At 74.9% G+C, this 18,862-nt stretch carries 17 protein-coding genes; 10 read left to right on the forward strand and 7 right to left on the reverse strand.

Features of this window, described 5'->3' with window-relative positions; genetic code table 11:
• Positions 1–19: 19 nt before the first annotated feature.
• A complete protein-coding gene (locus H9X71_RS01255) occupies positions 20–934 on the forward strand; it encodes a serine hydrolase domain-containing protein (RefSeq protein WP_191147960.1) in 915 nt (304 codons plus the stop codon).
• On the opposite strand, the gene H9X71_RS01260 is transcribed toward H9X71_RS01255, so the two are convergent.
• Positions 915–1,343 carry a rhodanese-like domain-containing protein gene (locus tag H9X71_RS01260; RefSeq protein ID WP_191147961.1) on the reverse strand — a complete coding sequence of 143 codons (429 nt, stop codon included), beginning with the start codon at positions 1,341–1,343 and terminating at the stop codon, positions 915–917. The two genes, H9X71_RS01255 and H9X71_RS01260, sit on opposite strands and share 20 nt — an antisense overlap.
• 86 nt (positions 1,344–1,429) lie before the next feature.
• Between H9X71_RS01260 and H9X71_RS01265 the strand changes: the two genes are divergently transcribed.
• Complete coding sequence (locus tag H9X71_RS01265; protein WP_191147962.1) at positions 1,430–1,888, forward strand: Lrp/AsnC family transcriptional regulator; 459 nt, start codon at positions 1,430–1,432, stop codon at positions 1,886–1,888.
• 63 nt (positions 1,889–1,951) lie between these two features.
• On the opposite strand, the gene H9X71_RS01270 is transcribed toward H9X71_RS01265, so the two are convergent.
• Complete coding sequence (locus tag H9X71_RS01270; protein WP_191147963.1) at positions 1,952–2,515, reverse strand: nucleoside/nucleotide kinase family protein; 564 nt, start codon at positions 2,513–2,515, stop codon at positions 1,952–1,954.
• Between the two features lie 171 nt (positions 2,516–2,686).
• On the opposite strand from H9X71_RS01270, the gene arfA reads away from it, so the two are divergent.
• Positions 2,687–4,228, forward strand: a complete 1,542-nt coding sequence (gene arfA / locus H9X71_RS01275) for an arabinosylfuranosidase ArfA (protein WP_191147964.1) — start codon at positions 2,687–2,689, stop codon at positions 4,226–4,228.
• Between the two features lie 166 nt (positions 4,229–4,394).
• Here arfA and H9X71_RS01280 read toward each other — a convergent pair whose 3' ends face one another.
• Together H9X71_RS01280 and H9X71_RS01285 are read right to left on the reverse strand one after the other, a co-directional pair.
• Entirely contained in the window at positions 4,395–4,988 is a 594-nt protein-coding gene (locus tag H9X71_RS01280) for a GNAT family N-acetyltransferase (protein ID WP_191147965.1), read from the reverse strand.
• Positions 4,989–5,014: 26 nt separating this feature from the next.
• Positions 5,015–5,374, reverse strand: a complete 360-nt coding sequence (locus tag H9X71_RS01285) for an Lsr2 dimerization domain-containing protein (protein ID WP_191147966.1) — start codon at positions 5,372–5,374, stop codon at positions 5,015–5,017.
• A gap of 97 nt (positions 5,375–5,471) precedes the next feature.
• Between H9X71_RS01285 and H9X71_RS01290 the strand changes: the two genes are divergently transcribed.
• Positions 5,472–6,545, forward strand: coding sequence for a CobW family GTP-binding protein (locus H9X71_RS01290; RefSeq protein ID WP_191147967.1), 1,074 nt, complete (start codon positions 5,472–5,474; stop codon positions 6,543–6,545).
• 53 nt (positions 6,546–6,598) lie between these two features.
• Here the strand turns inward: H9X71_RS01290 and aztA are convergent, their stop codons facing one another.
• Positions 6,599–7,255, reverse strand: coding sequence for a zinc ABC transporter ATP-binding protein AztA (gene aztA / locus H9X71_RS01295; protein ID WP_191147968.1), 657 nt, complete (start codon positions 7,253–7,255; stop codon positions 6,599–6,601).
• 56 nt (positions 7,256–7,311) lie between these two features.
• Between aztA and aztB the strand changes: the two genes are divergently transcribed.
• Genes aztB through aztD form a run of 4 tightly spaced genes read left to right on the forward strand, consistent with a single transcriptional unit; the run spans position 7,312 to position 11,696 of the window.
• Entirely contained in the window at positions 7,312–8,223 is a 912-nt protein-coding gene (aztB, locus tag H9X71_RS01300; RefSeq protein ID WP_244961694.1) for a zinc ABC transporter permease AztB, read from the forward strand.
• A gap of 7 nt (positions 8,224–8,230) precedes the next feature.
• Positions 8,231–9,526 (forward strand): ABC transporter, encoded by a 1,296-nt coding sequence (locus H9X71_RS01305; protein WP_244961695.1) that lies wholly within the window; start codon positions 8,231–8,233, stop codon positions 9,524–9,526.
• Positions 9,523–10,449 carry a zinc ABC transporter substrate-binding protein AztC gene (aztC, locus tag H9X71_RS01310; RefSeq protein WP_191147969.1) on the forward strand — a complete coding sequence of 309 codons (927 nt, stop codon included), beginning with the start codon at positions 9,523–9,525 and terminating at the stop codon, positions 10,447–10,449. The genes H9X71_RS01305 and aztC overlap by 4 nt, the downstream gene beginning before the upstream one ends.
• Positions 10,450–10,484: 35 nt before the next feature.
• Positions 10,485–11,696 (forward strand): zinc metallochaperone AztD, encoded by a 1,212-nt coding sequence (gene aztD / locus H9X71_RS01315; protein ID WP_191147970.1) that lies wholly within the window; start codon positions 10,485–10,487, stop codon positions 11,694–11,696.
• A gap of 95 nt (positions 11,697–11,791) precedes the next feature.
• On the opposite strand, the gene H9X71_RS14815 is transcribed toward aztD, so the two are convergent.
• A complete protein-coding gene (locus tag H9X71_RS14815) occupies positions 11,792–12,964 on the reverse strand; it encodes an LPXTG cell wall anchor domain-containing protein (RefSeq protein WP_213003956.1) in 1,173 nt (390 codons plus the stop codon).
• 233 nt (positions 12,965–13,197) lie between these two features.
• Between H9X71_RS14815 and H9X71_RS01325 the strand changes: the two genes are divergently transcribed.
• The gene (locus H9X71_RS01325; RefSeq protein ID WP_191147971.1) at positions 13,198–14,205 is read left to right on the forward strand and encodes an NAD(P)/FAD-dependent oxidoreductase; all 1,008 of its coding nucleotides are present in this window, start codon (positions 13,198–13,200) and stop codon (positions 14,203–14,205) included.
• A gap of 65 nt (positions 14,206–14,270) precedes the next feature.
• Positions 14,271–16,463 (forward strand): ATP-dependent Clp protease ATP-binding subunit, encoded by a 2,193-nt coding sequence (locus tag H9X71_RS01330; protein ID WP_191147972.1) that lies wholly within the window; start codon positions 14,271–14,273, stop codon positions 16,461–16,463.
• An 84-nt stretch (positions 16,464–16,547) separates the two neighbouring features.
• On the opposite strand, the gene H9X71_RS01335 is transcribed toward H9X71_RS01330, so the two are convergent.
• On the reverse strand, positions 16,548–18,731 hold the full coding sequence (locus H9X71_RS01335; protein ID WP_191147973.1) for an alpha-galactosidase: 2,184 nt from the start codon (positions 18,729–18,731) through the stop codon (positions 16,548–16,550).
• Positions 18,732–18,862: the final 131 nt, after the last annotated feature.

Below are 18,862 nucleotides of genomic sequence, written 5' to 3' on the forward strand. Positions count from 1 at the left end.
GCGCCGCCACACTGGACCCATGAGCACCGCCGCCACCGCCCTCGCCCGCCTCGTCGAGGGGATCGACCGCGAGCGGCTCGGCGCGTACGGCGTCGTCGTGCGGATCGGCGACGACGAGGTCGCGCACCGCTGGCGCAGCGACGATCGCGAGAACCTCTACTCGGTGTCGAAGGGCGTGTGCGCGCTCGCCGCGGGCATCGCCGTCGACGAGGGGATCCTCCGCCTCGACACGCGCGTCCCCGAGCTGCTGCCGGATCTCGACCTCGGCCCGGGCGTCGACGGCGTCACCGTCGAGCATCTCCTCACCATGACCGGCGGCATCGACTTCGCCTGGTTCGGCGACGAGCCCGTGCCCGGTCCCGACCTCGCGCAGGCGATGCTCGGGCTCCCGACCCACGGCCCCGGGGCGGTGTTCCGCTACAGCGACGCCAGCCCCTACGTCGCCATGCGGATGCTCGCCGCCGCGGTCGGCGACGTGCGCGACTGGCTCCTCCCGCGCCTGTTCGCACCGCTCGGCATCGAGAACCCGCAGTGGCACCGCTGCCCGCTCGGCTTCATCGTCGGCGGCAGCGGCCTGGAGCTGCGCACCGGCGAGCTCGCGCGCATCGGCCGGCTGCTCCGCGACCGAGGCGCCTGGGAGGGTCGACAGCTCGTGAGCGCGGAGTGGATCGACCGGATGCACGGCAGCTGGGTTCCGACCGGCGCCGACGACCCCGCCGCCCCCTTCGCCCGCTACGGCCTCGCCACCTGGGACGGCCCCGGCGACGCGTGGCGTCTCGACGGCCGGTACGGGCAGTACGTGCTTGTGGACGGATCCCGCGACGCGGTCGTCACCATCACGGCGCACGAGGAGGAGCGCGACCACCTGCTCGCGGAGCTCGCGGCGGCGGCCGTCGCGGCCAGCGCGCCCGTCGTCAGCCGGCCGGTGCCGTGAGCGGATCCGGCGCCCGCCGCGTGCGCCCCGTGTCCGTGACCACCGCGTAGCCCTCGCGCGCCCAGTACTCGAACCCGCCGATCAGCTCCTGCACGCGCGTGTAGCCGAGCGTCGCGAGCGTGAGGGCGGCGCGCGTGCTCCCGTTGCACCCGGGACCCCAGCAGTAGACGACGACGCGCGCGTCCCGGTCGGGCACCTCGGCGGCGGCGCGCGCGGCGAGCTCGGCGCCGGGGATGTGGAGGGCTCCCGGGATCCGCCCCTGGCGCCACGACGCGTCGGATCGCACGTCCACCACGAGGGGCGCGGCGCCGCTCGCGCGGTCGGCGGCGAGGTCGGCGGGATCCGTCTCGTAGGTCAGCTTGGCGGCGAAGAAGTCGGTCGCGGTGAGGCTCGTCTGCATGCCCTCCATCGAAGCGGCCGGGCATGGGGACGGGGAAGGGCCGTCGCGCGGCATCGGGGCCGTCGCGCCGCGGATCGCCCGGTAGGTTCGGCCGCATGCCGACGAATCCGCCGCTGAGCCTCGACGCCACCGACCACGCGATCATCGCCGAGCTCCAGGGCGACGGCCGGATGAGCGTCGCGCAGCTCGGCCGCGCGGTCTCGCTCTCGGCGAGCGCGACCGCCGAGCGGGTCCGCCGGCTCACCGAGGCCGGGATCATCACGGGGTACTCCATCACGGTGGATCCCGAGGCGCTCGGCTGGGCCGTCACCGCCTTCGTGCGGCTGGCCTACCCGTCGGGCGACTACCGGCCGTTCCACGCGCTGGTCGCGGAGCTGCCGGAGATCGTCGAGGCGCACCACGTGACGGGCGCCGACTGCTTCATCGTCAAGGCTTACGCCCGCTCGATGCGCGACCTCGAGCGCATCACCGGTCGCCTCGCCGTCCTCGGCGGGATCACGACCCACGTCGTGTACTCGAGCCCGGTCCCGGGGCGGCACGTGGGGCCGGCGTGAGCGAGGACTCGAGCCGCCGCAGCGCGTTGATGACATCATCAGCCGCTGATCGGCTTGATGATGTCATCGAGCGGGCCCAGGAGCAGCGAAGTCGCCCGTCGCGCACCACCCGCTGAGCGCCACCACCTCCGCCGCGATCTCCGCGACGGTGCGGCCGTCGGTCGCCACGCGGTGCACCGCGTCCGGCGCGCCCGCCTCGAGCCGTGGTGCCGCGGCCGCGCTGCGCTCCACCGCCTCGGCGAGCCCCGACCCGATCTCGCGCCCGGCGAGGCGCGCGGCCGCGGTCACGTCGTCGGCCGTGAGCAGCACGGCGACCGCGTCGACCTCGCCGCCGAGCGCCGCGGTGAGGGCCGGCAGCTCGAGCACGCTGACGGTGTTCGCGTAGACCACCCGCGTCCAGCCCGCCTCGCGGTAGTTCCGCCACATGGCCGCCAGGTTCCGCTCGGCCAGCGGGATGCCGTGCCGCCACGGCTCCGGGTGAGCCTGGTCGAGCGCGTCGCCCTCGATGAGCGCGTGCGCGACGTCGGCCGCCGTGAGGATCCGCGCCACCTCCGCCGCCACCGTCGACTTGCCGACGCCCGAGCGCCCGCCGAGGAACAGGGCCTGCGTGCGGGCGGGAGTGGGCATCGGGCCAGCGTGGCACGCGATCGCCCGCCGCGCCCGCATCCGCGTTGACACCGCGCGCACACCCCCGGGAGAATGGGGTGACGTTGCTCTTACAACGTTGTAACGGCTCGGATCCACCCGGCACCCCCGGCGTCGATCGGCCCCATTCCCGATGAAGTGAAGGACCACTCCATGACCGACGCCCCCTCGACGACCGACGCCTTCCCGTCGGCCGACGCACGGATCGCCATCGACCGCACCGCGGTCGTCGCGCCCGTCAACCGCCGCACGTTCGGCTCGTTCGTCGAGCACCTCGGCCGCTGCGTCTACGACGGCATCTACGAGCCCGGCCACCCCACCGCGAACGCCGACGGCTTCCGCGGCGACGTCGTCGACCTCGTCAAGGAGCTCGGCACGAGCACCATCCGCTACCCCGGCGGCAACTTCGTCTCCGGCTACCGCTGGGAGGACGGGGTCGGCCCGCGCGCCCAGCGCCCGAAGCGCCTCGACCTGGCCTGGCACTCGCTCGAGACCAACGAGGTCGGCCTCGACGAGTTCGCGCGCTGGTGCGAGCTCACCGGCAGCGAGCTGATGATGGCCGTCAACCTCGGCACGCGCGGCGTGCTCGAGGCGCTCGACATCCTCGAGTACTCCAACCACCCCTCCGGCACCGCGCTCTCCGACCTGCGCATCGCCAACGGATCCCCCGAGCCGCACAACGTGAAGATGTGGTGCCTCGGCAACGAGATGGACGGCGACTGGCAGGTCGGCAACATGACCGCCGAGGACTACGGCACGCTCGCCGGCCGCACCGCCCGCGCCATGAAGATGGTCGACCCGACCCTCGAGCTCGTCGCGTGCGGCAGCAGCGGATCCGGCATGCCGACGTTCGGCGAGTGGGAGCGGATCGTCCTGGAGAAGACCTACGACTCGGTCGACTTCATCTCCGCCCACGCCTACTACCAGGAGCGCAAGGGCGACCTCGGCAGCTTCCTCGCCTCCTCGCTCGACATGGAGTACTTCATCGCGACGGTCGTCTCCACGGCCGACCACGTGAAGCACCGCCTGAAGAGCGACAAGACGGTCAACATCTCCTTCGACGAGTGGAACGTCTGGTACCTCGACGAGCACCAGGAGTCGGGCGTCATCACCGAGGGCTGGCCCTACGCGCCGCACCTGCTCGAGGACGTCTACTCGGTCGCCGACGCGGTCGTGCTCGGCAACCTCATGATCACGCTGCTCAAGCACAGCGACCGCGTCACGTCGGCCAGCCTCGCGCAGCTCGTGAACGTGATCGCGCCGATCATGACGGAGACCGGCGGCGGCGCCTGGCGCCAGACGACGTTCTTCCCGTTCTCGGTCACGAGCCGGCTCGCGCAGGGCGAGGTGCTGCGGCCGCGCGTCGACGTCGGCACGTACGAGACCGCGGTGCACGGCACGGCGCCGCTCGTCGACTCCGTCGCGACCTTCGACGAGGCCACCGGCCGCGCCGCCGTCTTCCTCGTGAACCGCAGCATCACGGACGCGCTCACGATCGAGGTCGACGTCGCCGGCCTCGCGGTCTCCGAGGTGCTCGAGGCCGCGGGCATCCACGACGAGGACGTCTACGCGAAGAACACGTTCGAGGACCGCGAGCGCGTGGGCCTCACGCCGAACTCCTCGGCGTCGCTGACGGACGGCACGCTCACGATCACGCTGCCGCCCGTGTCGTGGACGGCCGTGTCGCTCGGCTAGTCGCATCCGCTCGACCACGCGCCCGTCGCGCCGCACCCGCGGCCGGCGGGCGTCGTGCGTGGCGGGGTGGGCGCGGTCCACCAGCGGGATCTCGGCGCGCGGGCGCTGCCGTCGTCCCGGTCCGGTCGCGCCCGTCGCGCTCCGCGCGGAGCCGGACGAGGCCGGATCAGCCCCGCGGATCCGTGCGGAGCAGCGCCATGACGATCACGTCGACCGGCTCGCCGTCGAAGCGGAAGCCCGCGCGGAGGCGGCCCTCCTCGACGAAGCCCGCGCGCGCGTAGACGCGGTGAGCGCGGGGGTTGACGTCCAGGACCTCGAGGGAGATGCGCGCGAGGTCGGTCGCGGCGAACGCGTGGTCGACCAGGAGGCGCACGGCCTCCGAGCCCAGCCCGCGATCGCGGCCGGCGGGGCCGATGAGGATGCGGAGGTTCGTGCTGCGGTCCTCGGGGCTCCACTCGTTGAGCACGGCCTCGCCCACGCACGCATCGGTCGCGCGGTCGACGAGCGCGAGGTCGACGCGATCGGGCTGGTCGGCGCGCGTCGCGTACCAGGTGCGGGTGCGGTCGTCGAGCTCCGGGCGGGCGGCCATCTCCTCGACCTCGGCCGTGGTGTGCGCGGATCCGGTGAGGCGGATGACGTCGGGGTCGGCGAGGACCGGCCCCATCGCGTCGACGTCGGCGGGGGTGAAGGGGCGGAGGATCACGCGCTCGCCCTCGAGGCGCGGGAGGGAGGGGAGGAGGCGGGGATCGGCGGTGCTCACGCGTCCATGGTGCCGGAGCCGGCGGGTCAGCGCCCGTCGCGCCCGCGGTAGAGCGTCATGAGCGTCGCCGAGATGCGGCCGCCGGGGCCCAGCCGGTGCCCGTTCGCCTCGAGCCACGCGCGGGCGGCGGCGCGTTCGCCGGTCGGGGCGGAGCCGGGGGCGGAGCCAGCGCCGGCGCCCGGGGTCGCGGCGTCGTCGCGGATGGGCGTGATGGTCACCGCGGTGCGGCGGCCGGCCGCCACGTAGGGGGCGAGCGCGTCGCGCAGCTCCCGGGCCGCCGATGCGTCGAGGTCGATCTCGTGCACGATGCCGTCGAGGCCGAAGCGCACCGTCTCGGTCGTCTCGTCCAGGCGGTCGTCCCCGCGCGGATCCACGTGCTCGGCCATGCCGTCTCCCTGCTCTCGAGTCCCCTCTCGCAGCCTAGGTCGCCCCGCCGACGTGGTCGTGCGCTAGATGAGAACGGTTCTCTTCTAGGATCGGGGCATGGATCCCCACGCCGACTTCCCCGACCCCGCCGTCCGCCGCGGCCTCGCCGTGACCCTCGTCTCCGCGAGCGACCTCACGACCGCCTCGCGCGTCGCCGCCGCGACGACCGGGGCATCCGCGGATGCCGCGCCGTCCGTGGTCGAGGCGCCGGGCGGCGACAGCGGCGACCTCGGCGCGGACCTCGCCGACGGCCTCATCGCCGACGCCGACGACGGGCGCATCGGGCTCGCGGTCGTCGCGCTCGAGCCGGCCGCGGATCCCCTCGAGGTCGCGCTGGTTCTGGAGCACGTCGTCGAGGCCCGGCATCCGGGGGCGACGCCCATCGGGATCCTCGACGTGGTGGCGGTCTCCTCGGTGGCCGAGATCCGCGACCTGCTGCTCGACCCCGACGGCGAGGACCGCGTCCCGTTCGACGCCGCCGAGCGGCTGGCCGGCCGGCTCGAGTGCGCGAGCGTCGTGGTGCTCGGCGACCTGGATCCCGCGCGCCCGACGCCCGACGGCCACCGCGTCCGGGCGCTGCTGGCGCTGCTCGCGCCCGACGCGCGGGTCGTGTCCGTGGGCGACCGGGAGTCGCTCGCGACCGGGCGCCTGCGGATCCGGCTGCAGCGGGCGCGTCGGCTGGCGGCCGGCATGGGCTGGCAGGTCGCGCTCGCGGGGGAGGGGCCCGCGCGGGCCGACGGCGCGATGGGCGTCCACGTCTTCCGCGACCCGCGCCCCTTCCACCCGGGCCGCCTGCACGCGGCCGTCGCGCACGACCTCGTGCCCGGCGAGGTCGGCCGCATCGCGCGCTCCCGCGGCCTCGTGCGCCTCGCGACGCGGCCCGCGACCGTCGGCTCGTGGGCCACCGCGGGCGACGTGCTGAGCCTGGATCCCACCGGCATGCTCAGCTGGGACGCCGACTCGCCCGCGGGCCAGGAGATCGCCTTCGTCGGCGAGGGCCTCGACGGCGCCCGGCTCGACGCGGTCCTCGGCGCGTGCCTGCTCGCGCCGGGCGAGCTCGTGGAGGGGCCGGAGGCGTGGCACGGCTACGCGGATCCGTTCCCCGCCTGGGACGCCGAGCACCGGCACTGAGCGCGGCCGGCCCGGGCGGCGCGGCCGGATCGGATCGGATCGGATCAGCCTCGTCAGTCGGCCGGGTCGGCGACCACGCGCCCGTCGTCGAGCCGCACGACGCGGTCGGCGTCGGCGAGCACCAGGGGGTCGTGCGAGACGGCGACCACGGCGACCCCGCGGTCGGCCTCGGAGCGCAGGATCGCGCGGATCCACCCGGCGCTCGCGGCGTCGAGCCCGGTGGTCGGCTCGTCGAGGAGCAGCAGCCCGGCACCGCGCGCGATGCCCTGCGCGAGCAGGGCGCGCTGGCGCTGGCCGCCCGAGAGCGCGGCGAACCCCTGCCCCGCGAGAGGGATCAGGCCGAGCCGGTCGAGCGCGTCGTCGACGGCCCGCCTCGCCTCCGCGTCGAGCCGGCGCCAGCGGCCCGTCCTGCCCCATGCGCCCACCGTGACGACGTCGCGCACGGTGACCGGCAGGCCGTCGGGGACGGCGGCGCGCTGGGGCACGAAGGCGGCGGGATCCGCGGCGGTCCGGGTCCCGGAGGCGAGCGGGCGGGTGCCCGCGATCACCTCGAGGAGCGTCGACTTGCCCGCGCCGTTCGGGCCGGCGATCACGGTGACGGCCCCGCGGCGCACGTCGAGGTCGACCCCGTCGAGGGCGCGGCGGTCGCCGAAGTCGACCCGGGCGGCGCGGAGGGAGGCGGCGGGAGCGGTCGTCGTCGCGGAGGGCATGGGGTCGATCCTATCCATTTGATAAGCGTTCTCATTCTCGACTACGGTCGGGGATCGTGCCCTTCCTCACCTCCGGGATCCTCGAGCCCTTCGCCCTCGACTTCCTCCAGCGCGCCCTCCTCGGCGGCGCGCTCGTCGCGATCCTCTGCGGCGTCGTGGGCACCTGGGTCGTCATCCGCGGCATGGCGTTCCTCGGCGAGGCGCTCGCCCACGGGATGCTGCCCGGCGTCGCGCTCGCCACGGTGCTCGGGCTGCCCGTGCTCGTCGGCGGCGCGCTGAGCGCGGTCGCGATGAGCCTCGGCATCGCCGCCCTCCAGCGCCGCGGCCGGCTCTCCTACGACACGAGCATCGGCCTGCTCTTCGTCGCGATGCTCGCCCTCGGCGTCGTCGTGATCTCGCACTCGGGCAGCTTCGCCACGGATGCGACCGCCATCCTCTTCGGCGACATCCTCGCCATCACCCCGCTCGACATCGCGCTGCTCGGCGGCGCCGTCGTCGTGGGGCTCGGCACGGCGTGGGCGTTCCACCGGCCGCTCGTGGCGCTCGCGCTGGATCCCCGCATCGCCGCCGTGCTGCGCCTCGGCCCCCGCTCGGCGCAGGCCGCGCTCGTCGGGCTCGTGACCCTCGCGGTCGTCGCGTCGTACCAGGCCGTCGGATCCCTGCTGGTCGTCGGCCTGCTGCTCGCGCCGGCCGTCGCCGCCGGGCACTGGACCGCCCGGATCCCCACGCGGATGGCGCTCGCGGCGGTGCTCGGCATCGCGTCCGTGCTCGTCGGCCTCCTCGTGTCGTGGCACGCGGCGACGGCGGCGGGTGCCTCGGTGGCGGTCACCGCGATCGCCGTGGCCGCGCTCTCGGGGGCGGCCCGGGCGGGCCTCACCGCGTGGCGCTCCCGCGGAGCCGCCGCCGACCGCGGCCGCGCCGCCGCCGAGCCGCCCGCCCGCTCCCCGGCGGGCGTGCCCGCCTCGTGACCACCGCATGACCGCCGCGACGGCCGACCGCCGCGATCCCGCCCCGACCCCACCCCGACGGAAGGACCCCGTGCGCTCCCGCATCCCCGCCATCCCCCTCCTGGCCGGCCTCGCGCTCGCCCTGACCGCGTGCGCCGCCGGCCCCGCGGCCGAGCCCGCCGCCGAGCCCACCACCGACGAGCAGGGGGAGGGTCACGGCGAGGTCGCGGGTGCCGCCGAGCTCTCCGAGCCGCGCCTCGGCCTCACCTCCGTCGACCCGAACGGCGCCGTCTCGCACCTCGACCTCCTCGACGGGTCGGTCGCCGACCTCGGCGGCATCGGCGCCCCGACGGCGATGGACACCGACGGGCGGTACCTCTTCGCGCAGACGGACGCGGGCGTCGAGATCGTCGACAGCGGCGTCTGGACCTGGGACCACGTCGACCACTTCCACTACTACCGGGCGGATCCGCGCCTCCTCGGCACGGTCGAGGGCGGCGGCACCGCGACGGTCGCGACCACCAACCTCTCCACCACCGGCGGCACGGGGCTCTTCTTCCCCGGGTCCGGCGAGGCCGTGCTGCTCGACACCGAGGCCCTCTCGAAGGGCGAGGTCGAGGAGCGGTTCCGCCTCGACGGCGAGCCCGGGCCCGGCATGGTCGTGCCCGTAGGATCCCTCGCGCTCGTCACCGAGGGGCAGGGCGCCGACGCCACGGTGGCCGGGTACACGGCCGACGGCGAGCGCACCGGCCTCGTCGAGCCGTGCCCGGACGCCGCCGGCACCATCACGACGCGCGTGGGCGCGGTCATCGGCTGCTCCGACGGCGCCCTCCTCGCGAGCGTGGACGGCGACGAGCTGAGCGTGGAGCGGATCCCCTACCCCGACGGCACGACGGCCCCCGCCGCCACGTCCTTCGACAACCGCGAGGGCCGCCCGACGGTCGCCGCCCTCGCCGGCGACCAGGGCATCTGGCTGCTCGACACCCGCGAGCGCTCCTGGCAGCTGCTCCCGGCACCCGCGCCGCTCGTGCACGCGACCGCGGTCGACGACGCGGACGAGCACCTGCTCGCGCTCGCCCGCGACGGCCGCGTGCTCGTGCTCTCCGGCGAGGACGGCGCCGTGCTCTCCGACAGCGGACCGCTCGTCGCCGACTCGATCGCGGCCGGTCGGATCCCGACCCTCGTCGCCGACCAGCAGCGCGCCTACCTCGCGGGTCCGGTCGAGCGCCGGCTGCACGAGATCGACTACGCCGACGGCGCCCGCGTCGCGCGCACCTTCGACACCGCGGCGGAGCCCGCCTTCACCGCGGAGACCGGCCGATGAGCGCCCGCCGGATCGGCACGGCGCTCGCGGGCGCCGCCGCGGCCGCCGCGACCGTGCTCGCCCTCACGGGCTGCGCGACCGCGGGGGACGGCCGGCCGACCGTCTACGTGTCCACCAACATCCTCGGCGACGTCGTCGAGGAGCTCGTGGGCGACGAGGCCGAGGTCGTCACCCTGATGAAGCCGGACGCGGATCCGCACTCCTTCGAGATCTCCGCGCAGGAGGCCGCGCGCCTCCGCTCGGCGGACCTCGTCGTCTCCAACGGCCTCGGCCTGGAGGAGGGCCTGCAGCAGCACCTCGACGCGGCGACCGCCGCCGACGTGCCGAGCTTCGTGGCGGGCGACGCCATCGAGGTCCTCGACTACGCCGAGGGCGACGCGGAGGGCATGCCCGACTCGCACTTCTGGACGGATCCGGCGCGCATGGTCGACGTGGTCGACGCGCTCGAGCCGGTGCTCGCCGGGATCGACGGCGTGGATCCCGCCGCCGTCGCCGCGCACACGGCCGGGTACCGCGCCGAGCTCGAGTCGCTGGATGCGGAGATGACCGCCGCGTTCGGCGCGATCCCCGCCGAGCGCCGCGCCCTCGTCACCAACCACCACGTCTTCGGGTACCTCGCCGACCGCTTCGACTTCGAGGTCGTCGGCGCCGTGATCCCCGGCGGCACCACCCTCGCCGCGCCCTCCGCCAGCGACCTCGCCGACCTCGTGTCGGCGGTCGAGGAGACCGGCGTCCCCACGATCTTCGCGGAATCCTCGTCGCCCGACCGCCTCGTGCAGGCGCTGGCGAGCGAGGCCGACATCCGCGTGGAGGTGGTCGAGCTGTTCACGGAGTCCCTCACGGGTCCCGAGGGCGGCGCCCCCGACTACCTCGCCATGATGCGCGTCAACACGCAGCGCATCGCCACCGGGCTCTCCCCCTGAGCGCCTGCGATCCACCCACACAGAGAAGGAACACCATGCGCACCCCCCGCCTCCGACGGACCGGCCACGCCGCCGTCGCCCTGGGCCTCGCCGCGACGCTCGCGGCCTGCTCCACCCCCGCCCCCGAGGGATCCGCGTCCTCCGACGGCGCGGCCGCATCCGGCGAGGCAGCCGGATCCCGCGTCGCCGTCTCGTACGAGGGCGGCATCCTCGTGCTCGACGGGACGAGCCTCGAGACCGTCTCGGACTTCGACTCCGAGGAGTTCACCCGCCTCAACCCCGCGGGTGACGACCGGCACGTCATGGTCACGATGAGCGACGGCTTCCAGGTGCTCGACACCGCCGCCGGCAGCTCCGACGAGGCCGAGCTGACCGACACGGTGTTCCCCGCCGACACCCCCGGCCACGTCGTCCGGCACGCGGGCAAGACGATCCTCTACGCCGACGGCACGAGCGACACCACGGTCTTCGACACCGCGGCCCTCGCCTCCACCGACGGCATGCCCGAGACGGAGACCATCGAGGGCGTCGAAGCGCACCACGGCGTCTCGATCGTGCTCGAGGACGGCACGTTCCTCACGACCGTCGGGAACGCGGACGGCCGCAACGGCATCGAGGTCAAGGACGCGTCCGGCGCGGTCATCGCGCAGAGCGACCAGTGCCCCGGCGTGCACGGCGAGGGCACCGCGGCCGGCGAGGTCGTCGTCTTCGGCTGCGAGGACGGCGCGCTCGTCTACGACGACGGCGCGATCACCAAGCTCAGCGCGCCCGACCAGCCCTACGGCCGCATGGGCAACGCCTACGTGAGCGAGACCAGCCCGATCATCGTCGGCGACTACAAGTCCGACCCGGACGCCGAGGGCTACCTACTGAACGCCGTCACCCTGATCGACACGGAGGCCGAGACCCTCCGCGTCGTCGACCTGCCCGAGGGCGTCGGCTACACGTTCCGCGACGTCGCGCGCGGCCCGGATGACAAGGCGTACATCATGGGCTCGGACGGCGCGATCCACGTGCTCGACCCCGCCACCGGCGAGCTGACCGACTCCTTCCCCGTCATGGACGCGTGGGAGAGCCCGGTCGAGTGGCAGGACCCGCACCCCGCGATCGTCGTCGCCGACGGCGTCGGCTACGTCACCGAGCCGGCCGCGAAGCAGGTCCACGCGGTCGACCTCACGACGGGCGACGTGCTCTCCAGCACGACCCTCGAGGTCACGCCGAACGAGCTGGCGGTCGCCGCGGGCTGATCCCCGCCCGCGGCACGCATGAGGAAGGCCCGCCACCCGAGAGGGCGGCGGGCCTTCCGCGCATCCGGCGCCGGAGCGGCGGCCTGCGTGGACCGCTACGCGGAGCGGTGGCGACGGCGGGCGACGAGCGCCCCGCCGGCCAGCAGCATCAGCGCGCCGAGGCCGCCGAGCGCGAGGGCGGAGTCGCCGCCGCCCGTGACGGGGAGGGAGTCCCGGCCCGAGGTGCGGAGCCGCGCGGCGGCGGCGACGCCGGCGTGGTGGTCGCCGTCGCTGCTCGTGTCCGAGACGCCCGCGACGGTGAAGGCCTGCGTGAGGACGAGGCCGGAGCGCTCGCCCGTGAGCGTGAGGACGTAGTCGCCGTTCGGGGCGTAGTACACGCCCTCCAGGACCGCGGCGTACGCCCAGCGGCCCCGCTCGTCGGCGGTCTGCGTGCGGCCGATGCTGGTGGGATCGCCCGCGCGTCGGAGCGCGAAGCCGTCGCCGATGCCCGACGGCCCGCGGAGCGACGCCGTGACCCCCTCGCCCCGCAGGAAGCCCGTCGCCGTGACCGGGACGCCGGGACGCACGAGGTCGTCGGGGGTGATGGTGGTGCGGGGGATGCTGATGGCCGCGTCCTCGGGGAGGGGCAGGTCGGAGTCCGGGCTGGTGTTCGACACCCCGGAGATGGAGAGGTCCTTCGAGAGGACGAGGCCGGACTCCTCGCCGGTCAGATGCAGCGTGTAGGCGCCGTTCGTCGCGAAGTACACGCCGGCGAAGGCGACGCGGTGCGAGACGCGCCCGCGGTCGTCCGCGGGATGGGTGAGGCCGTACTTCGTCGGCTCCCCGACCCGCGTGGCCAGGTCCAGGTCGACCTGCACGCCGGCCGGCGCCGTGATCGAGACGGTGACGGGCTCGCCGGGCAGGAAGCCCGTTGCCTCGAGCGCGATGCCCGGGGAGACGGGCTGGTCGGGGTCGAGGGTGTCGTCGTCCACGGTGATGCTCGCGCGCTCGCGGACCGGGGCCTCGGCGGCGGGCGTCGCCGCGGCGGCCTCCGGCGCGACGGGCTCCGACGGGATCACCGCGGGGGACGCGTCCGCCGACGCCGCGTCCACCTGCGGGGCGGTCACGTCCGCGGGCTCCGTCTGCGTCGTGCCGGTCGCGGGATCCACGGCCGCGTGCGCGGCGGGCGCCCAGGCGAGGGGGGCGGCGACGAGCGCGGCCGTGAGGCACAGCGCGGTGACGGGGCGTCGCAGTCGCGTGGTGCGGGCTGCGGCGGGCGTGAGGTCCATGGGGCTCCTGATCGAGGTGAGCCGGTCCCGGAGGACGCGGCGGTAGGGCGGACCCGAGCGGATCCGCGGGGATTCCTCCCGTGTGGGAAACGTATCGGAGTCCCTGATCAGGGCGGATAACGAATGACTACGCGCGTGCCCGGCCGCACCCCCACTCCGGGTGGGGGTCCGTGCGTCTTGCTGATTTCGCAAGGACTCGTGCGCGTGACGACGCGACCGGCGAGAGTCGAGGCATGGACATCGCACAGGGCATCGCAGGTCGGATCGAGTGGGACGCGGTCGTCGTCGGCGGAGGCGTGGCGGGATCGAGCGCGGCGCTCATGCTGGCACGCGCCCGCCGGAGCGTGCTCGTGGTCGACGCCGGCCAGCCGCGCAACGCGGTCGCCGCGCACATGCACGGCGTGCTCGGCCACGACGGGAAGCCGCCGCGGCAGCTCGTCGCCGAGGGGCGTCGCGAGATCGAGGGCTACGGCGGCGTCGTGGTCGACGGGCGGGTCGAGGGGATCACCGCGGTCGACGACCCGGCCGGCCCGCGCTTCCGGGTGACGCTCGACGGCGGCGCCGAGGTCCGCGCCCGCCGCGTGATCCTCGCCACCGGCCTCGCCGACGTCCTCCCCGAGGTCCCCGGCCTCGCCGCGCACTGGGGCGCCGGCGTCGTCGTCTGCCCGTACTGCGACGGCTACGAGGTGCGCGACCGCCGCATCGGCGTGCTCGCCACCGGGCCCGGCAGCCTCCATCACGTGCAGATGCTGCGCCAGTGGTCGCCCGACATCACGTTCCTCGTCGCGGGCGGCACGGCGGACGGCCGGCCGCTGGAGATCGACGCCGCGACCCGCGCCGGGATCGACGCCCGCGGCATCCGCGTGGAGGAGGCGGCCGTCGTCCGCGTGCTCGGCGAGCGCGGCGCGCTCGAGGGCGTCGAGCTCGCCGACGGCCGGATCCTCCCGCTCGACTCGCTCTTCGCGATGCCGGGCGTCGCACCGCGCGACGGGTTCGCCCGCGCGCTCGGGGCCGACGTCGAGGAGACGCCGTGGGGTCCGTTCGTCGCGGCGGACCCGATGGGCCGGACGAGCGTCCCCGGCCTCCTCATCGCGGGCAACGCGTCGAGCGGATCCGCGAACGTCCCGGTCGCGATGGCCGCCGGCACCATGGCGGGCGCGATGGCGAACGCGGACATGGTGACGGAGGACGTCGCGCGGGCGGTGACCGCCGCGGCCGGGCCCGTCACCGCCGGCCGGTAGCGGTCCGCGCCCGCCTCGCGTAAACTTGAGTCACAGAGACTCAAGTACCTGAAGGAAGGAACGCATTGGCCAACATGCAGGGCGCACCCGCCACCGACGAGAACGCGAAGACCGCGCTCGAGCAGTACGGGGTGAACCTGACCGAGATCGCGAAGAGCGGCAAGCTCGACCCGGTCATCGGACGCGACGCGGAGATCCGGCGCATCAGCCAGGTGCTCACGCGGCGCACCAAGAACAACCCGGTGCTCATCGGCGAGCCCGGCGTCGGCAAGACCGCCGTGGTCGAGGGCCTCGCGCAGCGCATCGTCGCGGGCGACGTGGCCGACTCGCTCAAGGGCAAGCAGCTCGTGTCGCTGGACCTCGCGGCGCTCGTCGCGGGCGCGAAGTACCGCGGCGAGTTCGAGGAGCGCCTGAAGGCGGTGCTGAAGGAGATCGACGACGCCGACGGCGAGATCATCACCTTCGTCGACGAGCTGCACACGCTCATGGGCGCGGGCGGCGGCGAGGGGTCCGTCGCCGCGTCGAACATGCTCAAGCCCATGCTCGCCCGCGGCGAGCTGCGCCTCATCGGCGCCACCACGCTCGACGAGTACCGCCAGTACATCGAGAAGGACGCCGCGCTCGAGCGCCGGTTCCAGCAGGTCTACGTGGGCGAGCCGAGCGTCGAGGACACCGTCGCGATCCTCCGCGGGCTCAAGGGCCGGTACGAGGCGCACCACCAGGTGCCCATCACGGACGCGGCGCTCGTCGCGGCGGCCTCCCTCTCGAACCGCTACATCCCCGCCCGCCAGCTTCCCGACAAGGCCATCGACCTCATCGACGAGGCCGCGTCGCGCCTGCGGATGGAGATCGACTCGTCGCCCGTCGAGATCGACGAGCTGCGCCGCGCGGTCGACCGCATGCGCCTCGAGGAGCTCGCGCTCAAGCGCGAGAAGGACGAGGCGTCGAAGGCGCGGCTGGAGAAGCTGCGCGAGGACATCGGCGTGCGCGAGGCGGCCCTCGGCGACCTGCAGCGGCGGTGGGAGGCGGAGCGCGCGAGCGTCAACCGCGTCGGCAAGCTGAAGGACGAGCTCAACGAGCTGCGGATCCGCGCGGAGCGGGCCCAGCGCGAGGGGAACCTGGAGAAGGCGTCGCGCCTGCTCTACGGCGAGATCCCCGTGATCGAGCGCGAGGTCGCGCAGGCGGAGGCCGCCGAGTCGGTGCCGCAGGCGGAGGAGCGCCTCGTGAACGAGCAGGTGACCGCCGAGGACATCGCGGCGGTCGTGGCGGCCTGGACGGGGATCCCCGTCGGCCGGCTGCTCCAGGGCGAGACCGAGAAGCTGCTGCACCTCGAGCAGGAGCTCGGCAAGCGGCTCATCGGCCAGAAGCCGGCGGTGCGGGCCGTCGCGGACGCGGTGCGCCGCACGCGCGCCGGCATCTCGGATCCCGACCGGCCCACCGGCTCCTTCCTCTTCCTCGGCCCCACGGGCGTCGGCAAGACCGAGCTCGCGAAGGCGCTCGCGGAGTTCCTGTTCGACGACGAGAAGGCGATGATCCGCATCGACATGAGCGAGTACGGGGAGAAGTTCTCCGTCTCGCGCCTGGTCGGCGCCCCTCCCGGGTACGTCGGCTACGAGCAGGGCGGCCAGCTCACGGAGGCCGTGCGGCGGCGCCCGTACTCGGTGGTGCTGCTCGACGAGGTCGAGAAGGCCCACCCCGAGGTGTTCGACGTGCTGCTGCAGGTGCTCGACGACGGCCGGCTCACCGACGGCCAGGGCCGCACGGTCGACTTCCGCAACGTGATCCTCGTGCTGACCAGCAACCTCGGCTCGCAGTTCATCAGCGACGCGTCGCTGCCGCGGGAGAGCCGCGAGGAGGCCGTGCAGCAGCTCGTGCGCCAGACCTTCAAGCCGGAGTTCGTGAACCGGCTCGACGACATCGTCGTGTTCCAGACGCTGTCGATGGACGACCTGGCGCAGATCGTCGAGCTCTACATCGACCGGCTCGGGGTGCGGCTCGCGGATCGCCGGCTCACGCTCGGGGTCACGCCGGATGCGCGCAGCTGGCTCGCCGAGCGCGGCCACGACCCGCTATACGGCGCGCGGCCGCTGCGCCGCCTCATGCAGCGCGAGATCGACGACCGCCTGGCGCGCGAGCTGCTCGCGGGCGACGTGCGCGACGGCGACGCCGTGCGCGTCGACCTCGCGCCCGACGGCGAGGGGCTCACGGTCGCGCGGGCGTGGAGCGACGAGCCGGGGGAGCAGGCGCCCGGCGCCTGATCCCGGCGCCTGATGCCGATGCGGCCCGCCGTGCGCTCCCGTCAGGGGACGCACGGCGGGCCGTCGTCGTGCGTCCGCCGCGGATCAGACCGCCGTCACCCGCAGGATCGCGATCGACTCCGGCATCATCGCGGGCGCGTGCAGGCCCGAGGCGGCGAGCGCGCGGCCGGTCAGCTCGACGCCGTCCCACCAGGCCGGGGCCGTGAAGCCGGGCTCGGGGGTGCCGACGCGCACGGGCTCCACGCGGTAGCGGCGCTCGGGATCCAGGCCCGGCAGCAGGAAGCGGCCGCGCGGCGAGACCTCGGAGCGGCCGATCGACGCGAGGAAGAACAGCGCGGAGGCGGCGTCCGACGCGACGGCGCCGTGCACGAGCAGGGTCGGGTCGCTCTCGTCGGCGCGGACGACCGTGCCCGTGTGCATCAGTGCGCGCTCCTCCTTGTAGAGGGCGATCCACGCGGCGAGGTCGGCGTTCTCCTCGTCGCTGGCCTGCGCGAGGTCCCACTCGATGCCGAGGTGGCCGTAGAGCGCCGAGCCCGCGCGGAACGCGAGGCGGTGCGCGCGGCCCGTGGTGTGGCTGACGCCCGAGGCGATGTGGGAGCCGAGCAGCTCGGGCGGGAGGAGCTGCATGGTCCAGCGCATCATCGTCTGGCGGTCGAGCGGGTCGATGCAGTCGGAGACCCACACGCGGTCGGTGCGCTCGAGCACGCCGAGGTCGACGCGGGCGCCGCCGGACGCGCATGCCTCGATCTCGAGGCCCGGGAAGCGGGCCCGCAGCTCGTCCATGAGCCGGTACGCGGCGAGCGTCTGCAGGTGCACGCCCGCCTCGCCGCGCGGGTGGATGCCGGCGTCGACGAGGTCGCGGTTGTGGTCCCACTTGACGTACGCGATGTCGTGGGCGGAGAGGATCGCGGTCATCCGCTCGAGCACGTACGCGTACGCCTCGGGGATCACCAGATCGAGCACCTGCTGGTCGCGGGCGCGCACCGGGAGGCGGCCGCCCGTGGCGAGGATCCACTCGGGGTGCGCGCGGGCGAGGTCGGAGTCCTCGTTCACCATCTCGGGCTCGAACCAGAGGCCGAACTCCATTCCGAGGCCCGTGACGTGGTCGATGATCGGGTCGAGCCCGTCCGGCCACACCGTCTCGTCGACGTACCAGTCGCCGAGACCCGCGTGATCGTCGCGGCGGTGGCGGAACCAGCCGTCGTCGAGCACGTACCGCTCCACGCCGAGGGCCGCGGCGCGATCCGCGAGGTCGGTGAGGCGCGCGAGGTCGTGGTCGAAGTAGACGGCCTCCCACACGTTGATCGTCATGGGCCGGTCGCGGCGCGGGTGCGACTGGCGGGCGCGCAGGAAGCGGTGGAAGCGGGCGGCCTGGTCGTCGAGGCCGTGGCCGAACGCGGCGTAGACCCACGGGCTCGCGTACGCCTCGCCCTGCGCGAGCCGCACCTCGCCGGGCAGCAGCAGCTCGCCGCCGCCGATGACCTGGCGGCCGGTCGACAGGCGCTCGGCGTAGTGGCGGTGGTTGCCGCTGAACGCGACGTGCACGCCGCGGACGTCGCCGTGGCGGAAGCCGAAGCCGGGCGTGCCGACGGTGAGGAGCGTCGCCGCGTCGGGGCCGGTGCGGCCCTTGCGGCCCTCGCGCTCGTGGATCCCGACCACGAGCTCCCGGCGCTGCGGCGTGCGCTCGAGGCCCCACCGCCCGGCGAAGTCGAGGATCTCGCGGGCCTCGGCCGGGAGGGGCAGCGCGAGCATCAGGCTGCCGACGGCGTAGGTGGCGGCGTGCAGGTTGCGGACCTCGGCGCGCGTGCGGACGAGGCCGGAGGGCAGCAGCTCGACGTCGAGCGCGAGCGCGAGGCCCGCGACGTCGTCGACCGCGTCCACGTGCACGAGGGCGGGGCCGACGGACGCGGATCCGGGGCGGCCGTCGGCGCCCGCGGGCAGCGGGTCGCCGTCGACGGTCGCGGCGGTCACGCGGAACAGCGGCGACCAGTCGGCGCCGTCGCGGTGGCCCTCGAGGCCCGGCTTGCCGAGCCACGCCGTGTGCGCCTCGGGGAGGATCGCGAGCCGGACGGGCTCGTCGGCGACGCTGCCGACGAGCGGCTCGACGGCCGCGAGCACCATCGTCTCGAGGTCGGCCGCGGTGGTGGCGCCGAGGTCCGCGCCCCAGTGCACGACGGCCGGCAGGCGGCCGTCGACGAGGTCGAGCACGAGCGAGACGCCGGACGCCCGCAGGTGGAGGAGGGCGGACGGGACGGCGGTGTCGGGCATGCTGCTCCTGGTCGGGCGGGTCGGGGAGGGGGCGGATCCATCCTCCCGTGCCCGGAGCCGCCCGGAGCGTGCGGCACCGGCGCGGCGGCGAGCGGGCCGCGGCGAGGCGCGCCCTCCGCACCGGCGGCCGG

This window comes from Clavibacter zhangzhiyongii (genome assembly GCF_014775655.1).
GTDB classification, from domain to species: Bacteria; Actinomycetota; Actinomycetes; order Actinomycetales; family Microbacteriaceae; genus Clavibacter; species Clavibacter zhangzhiyongii.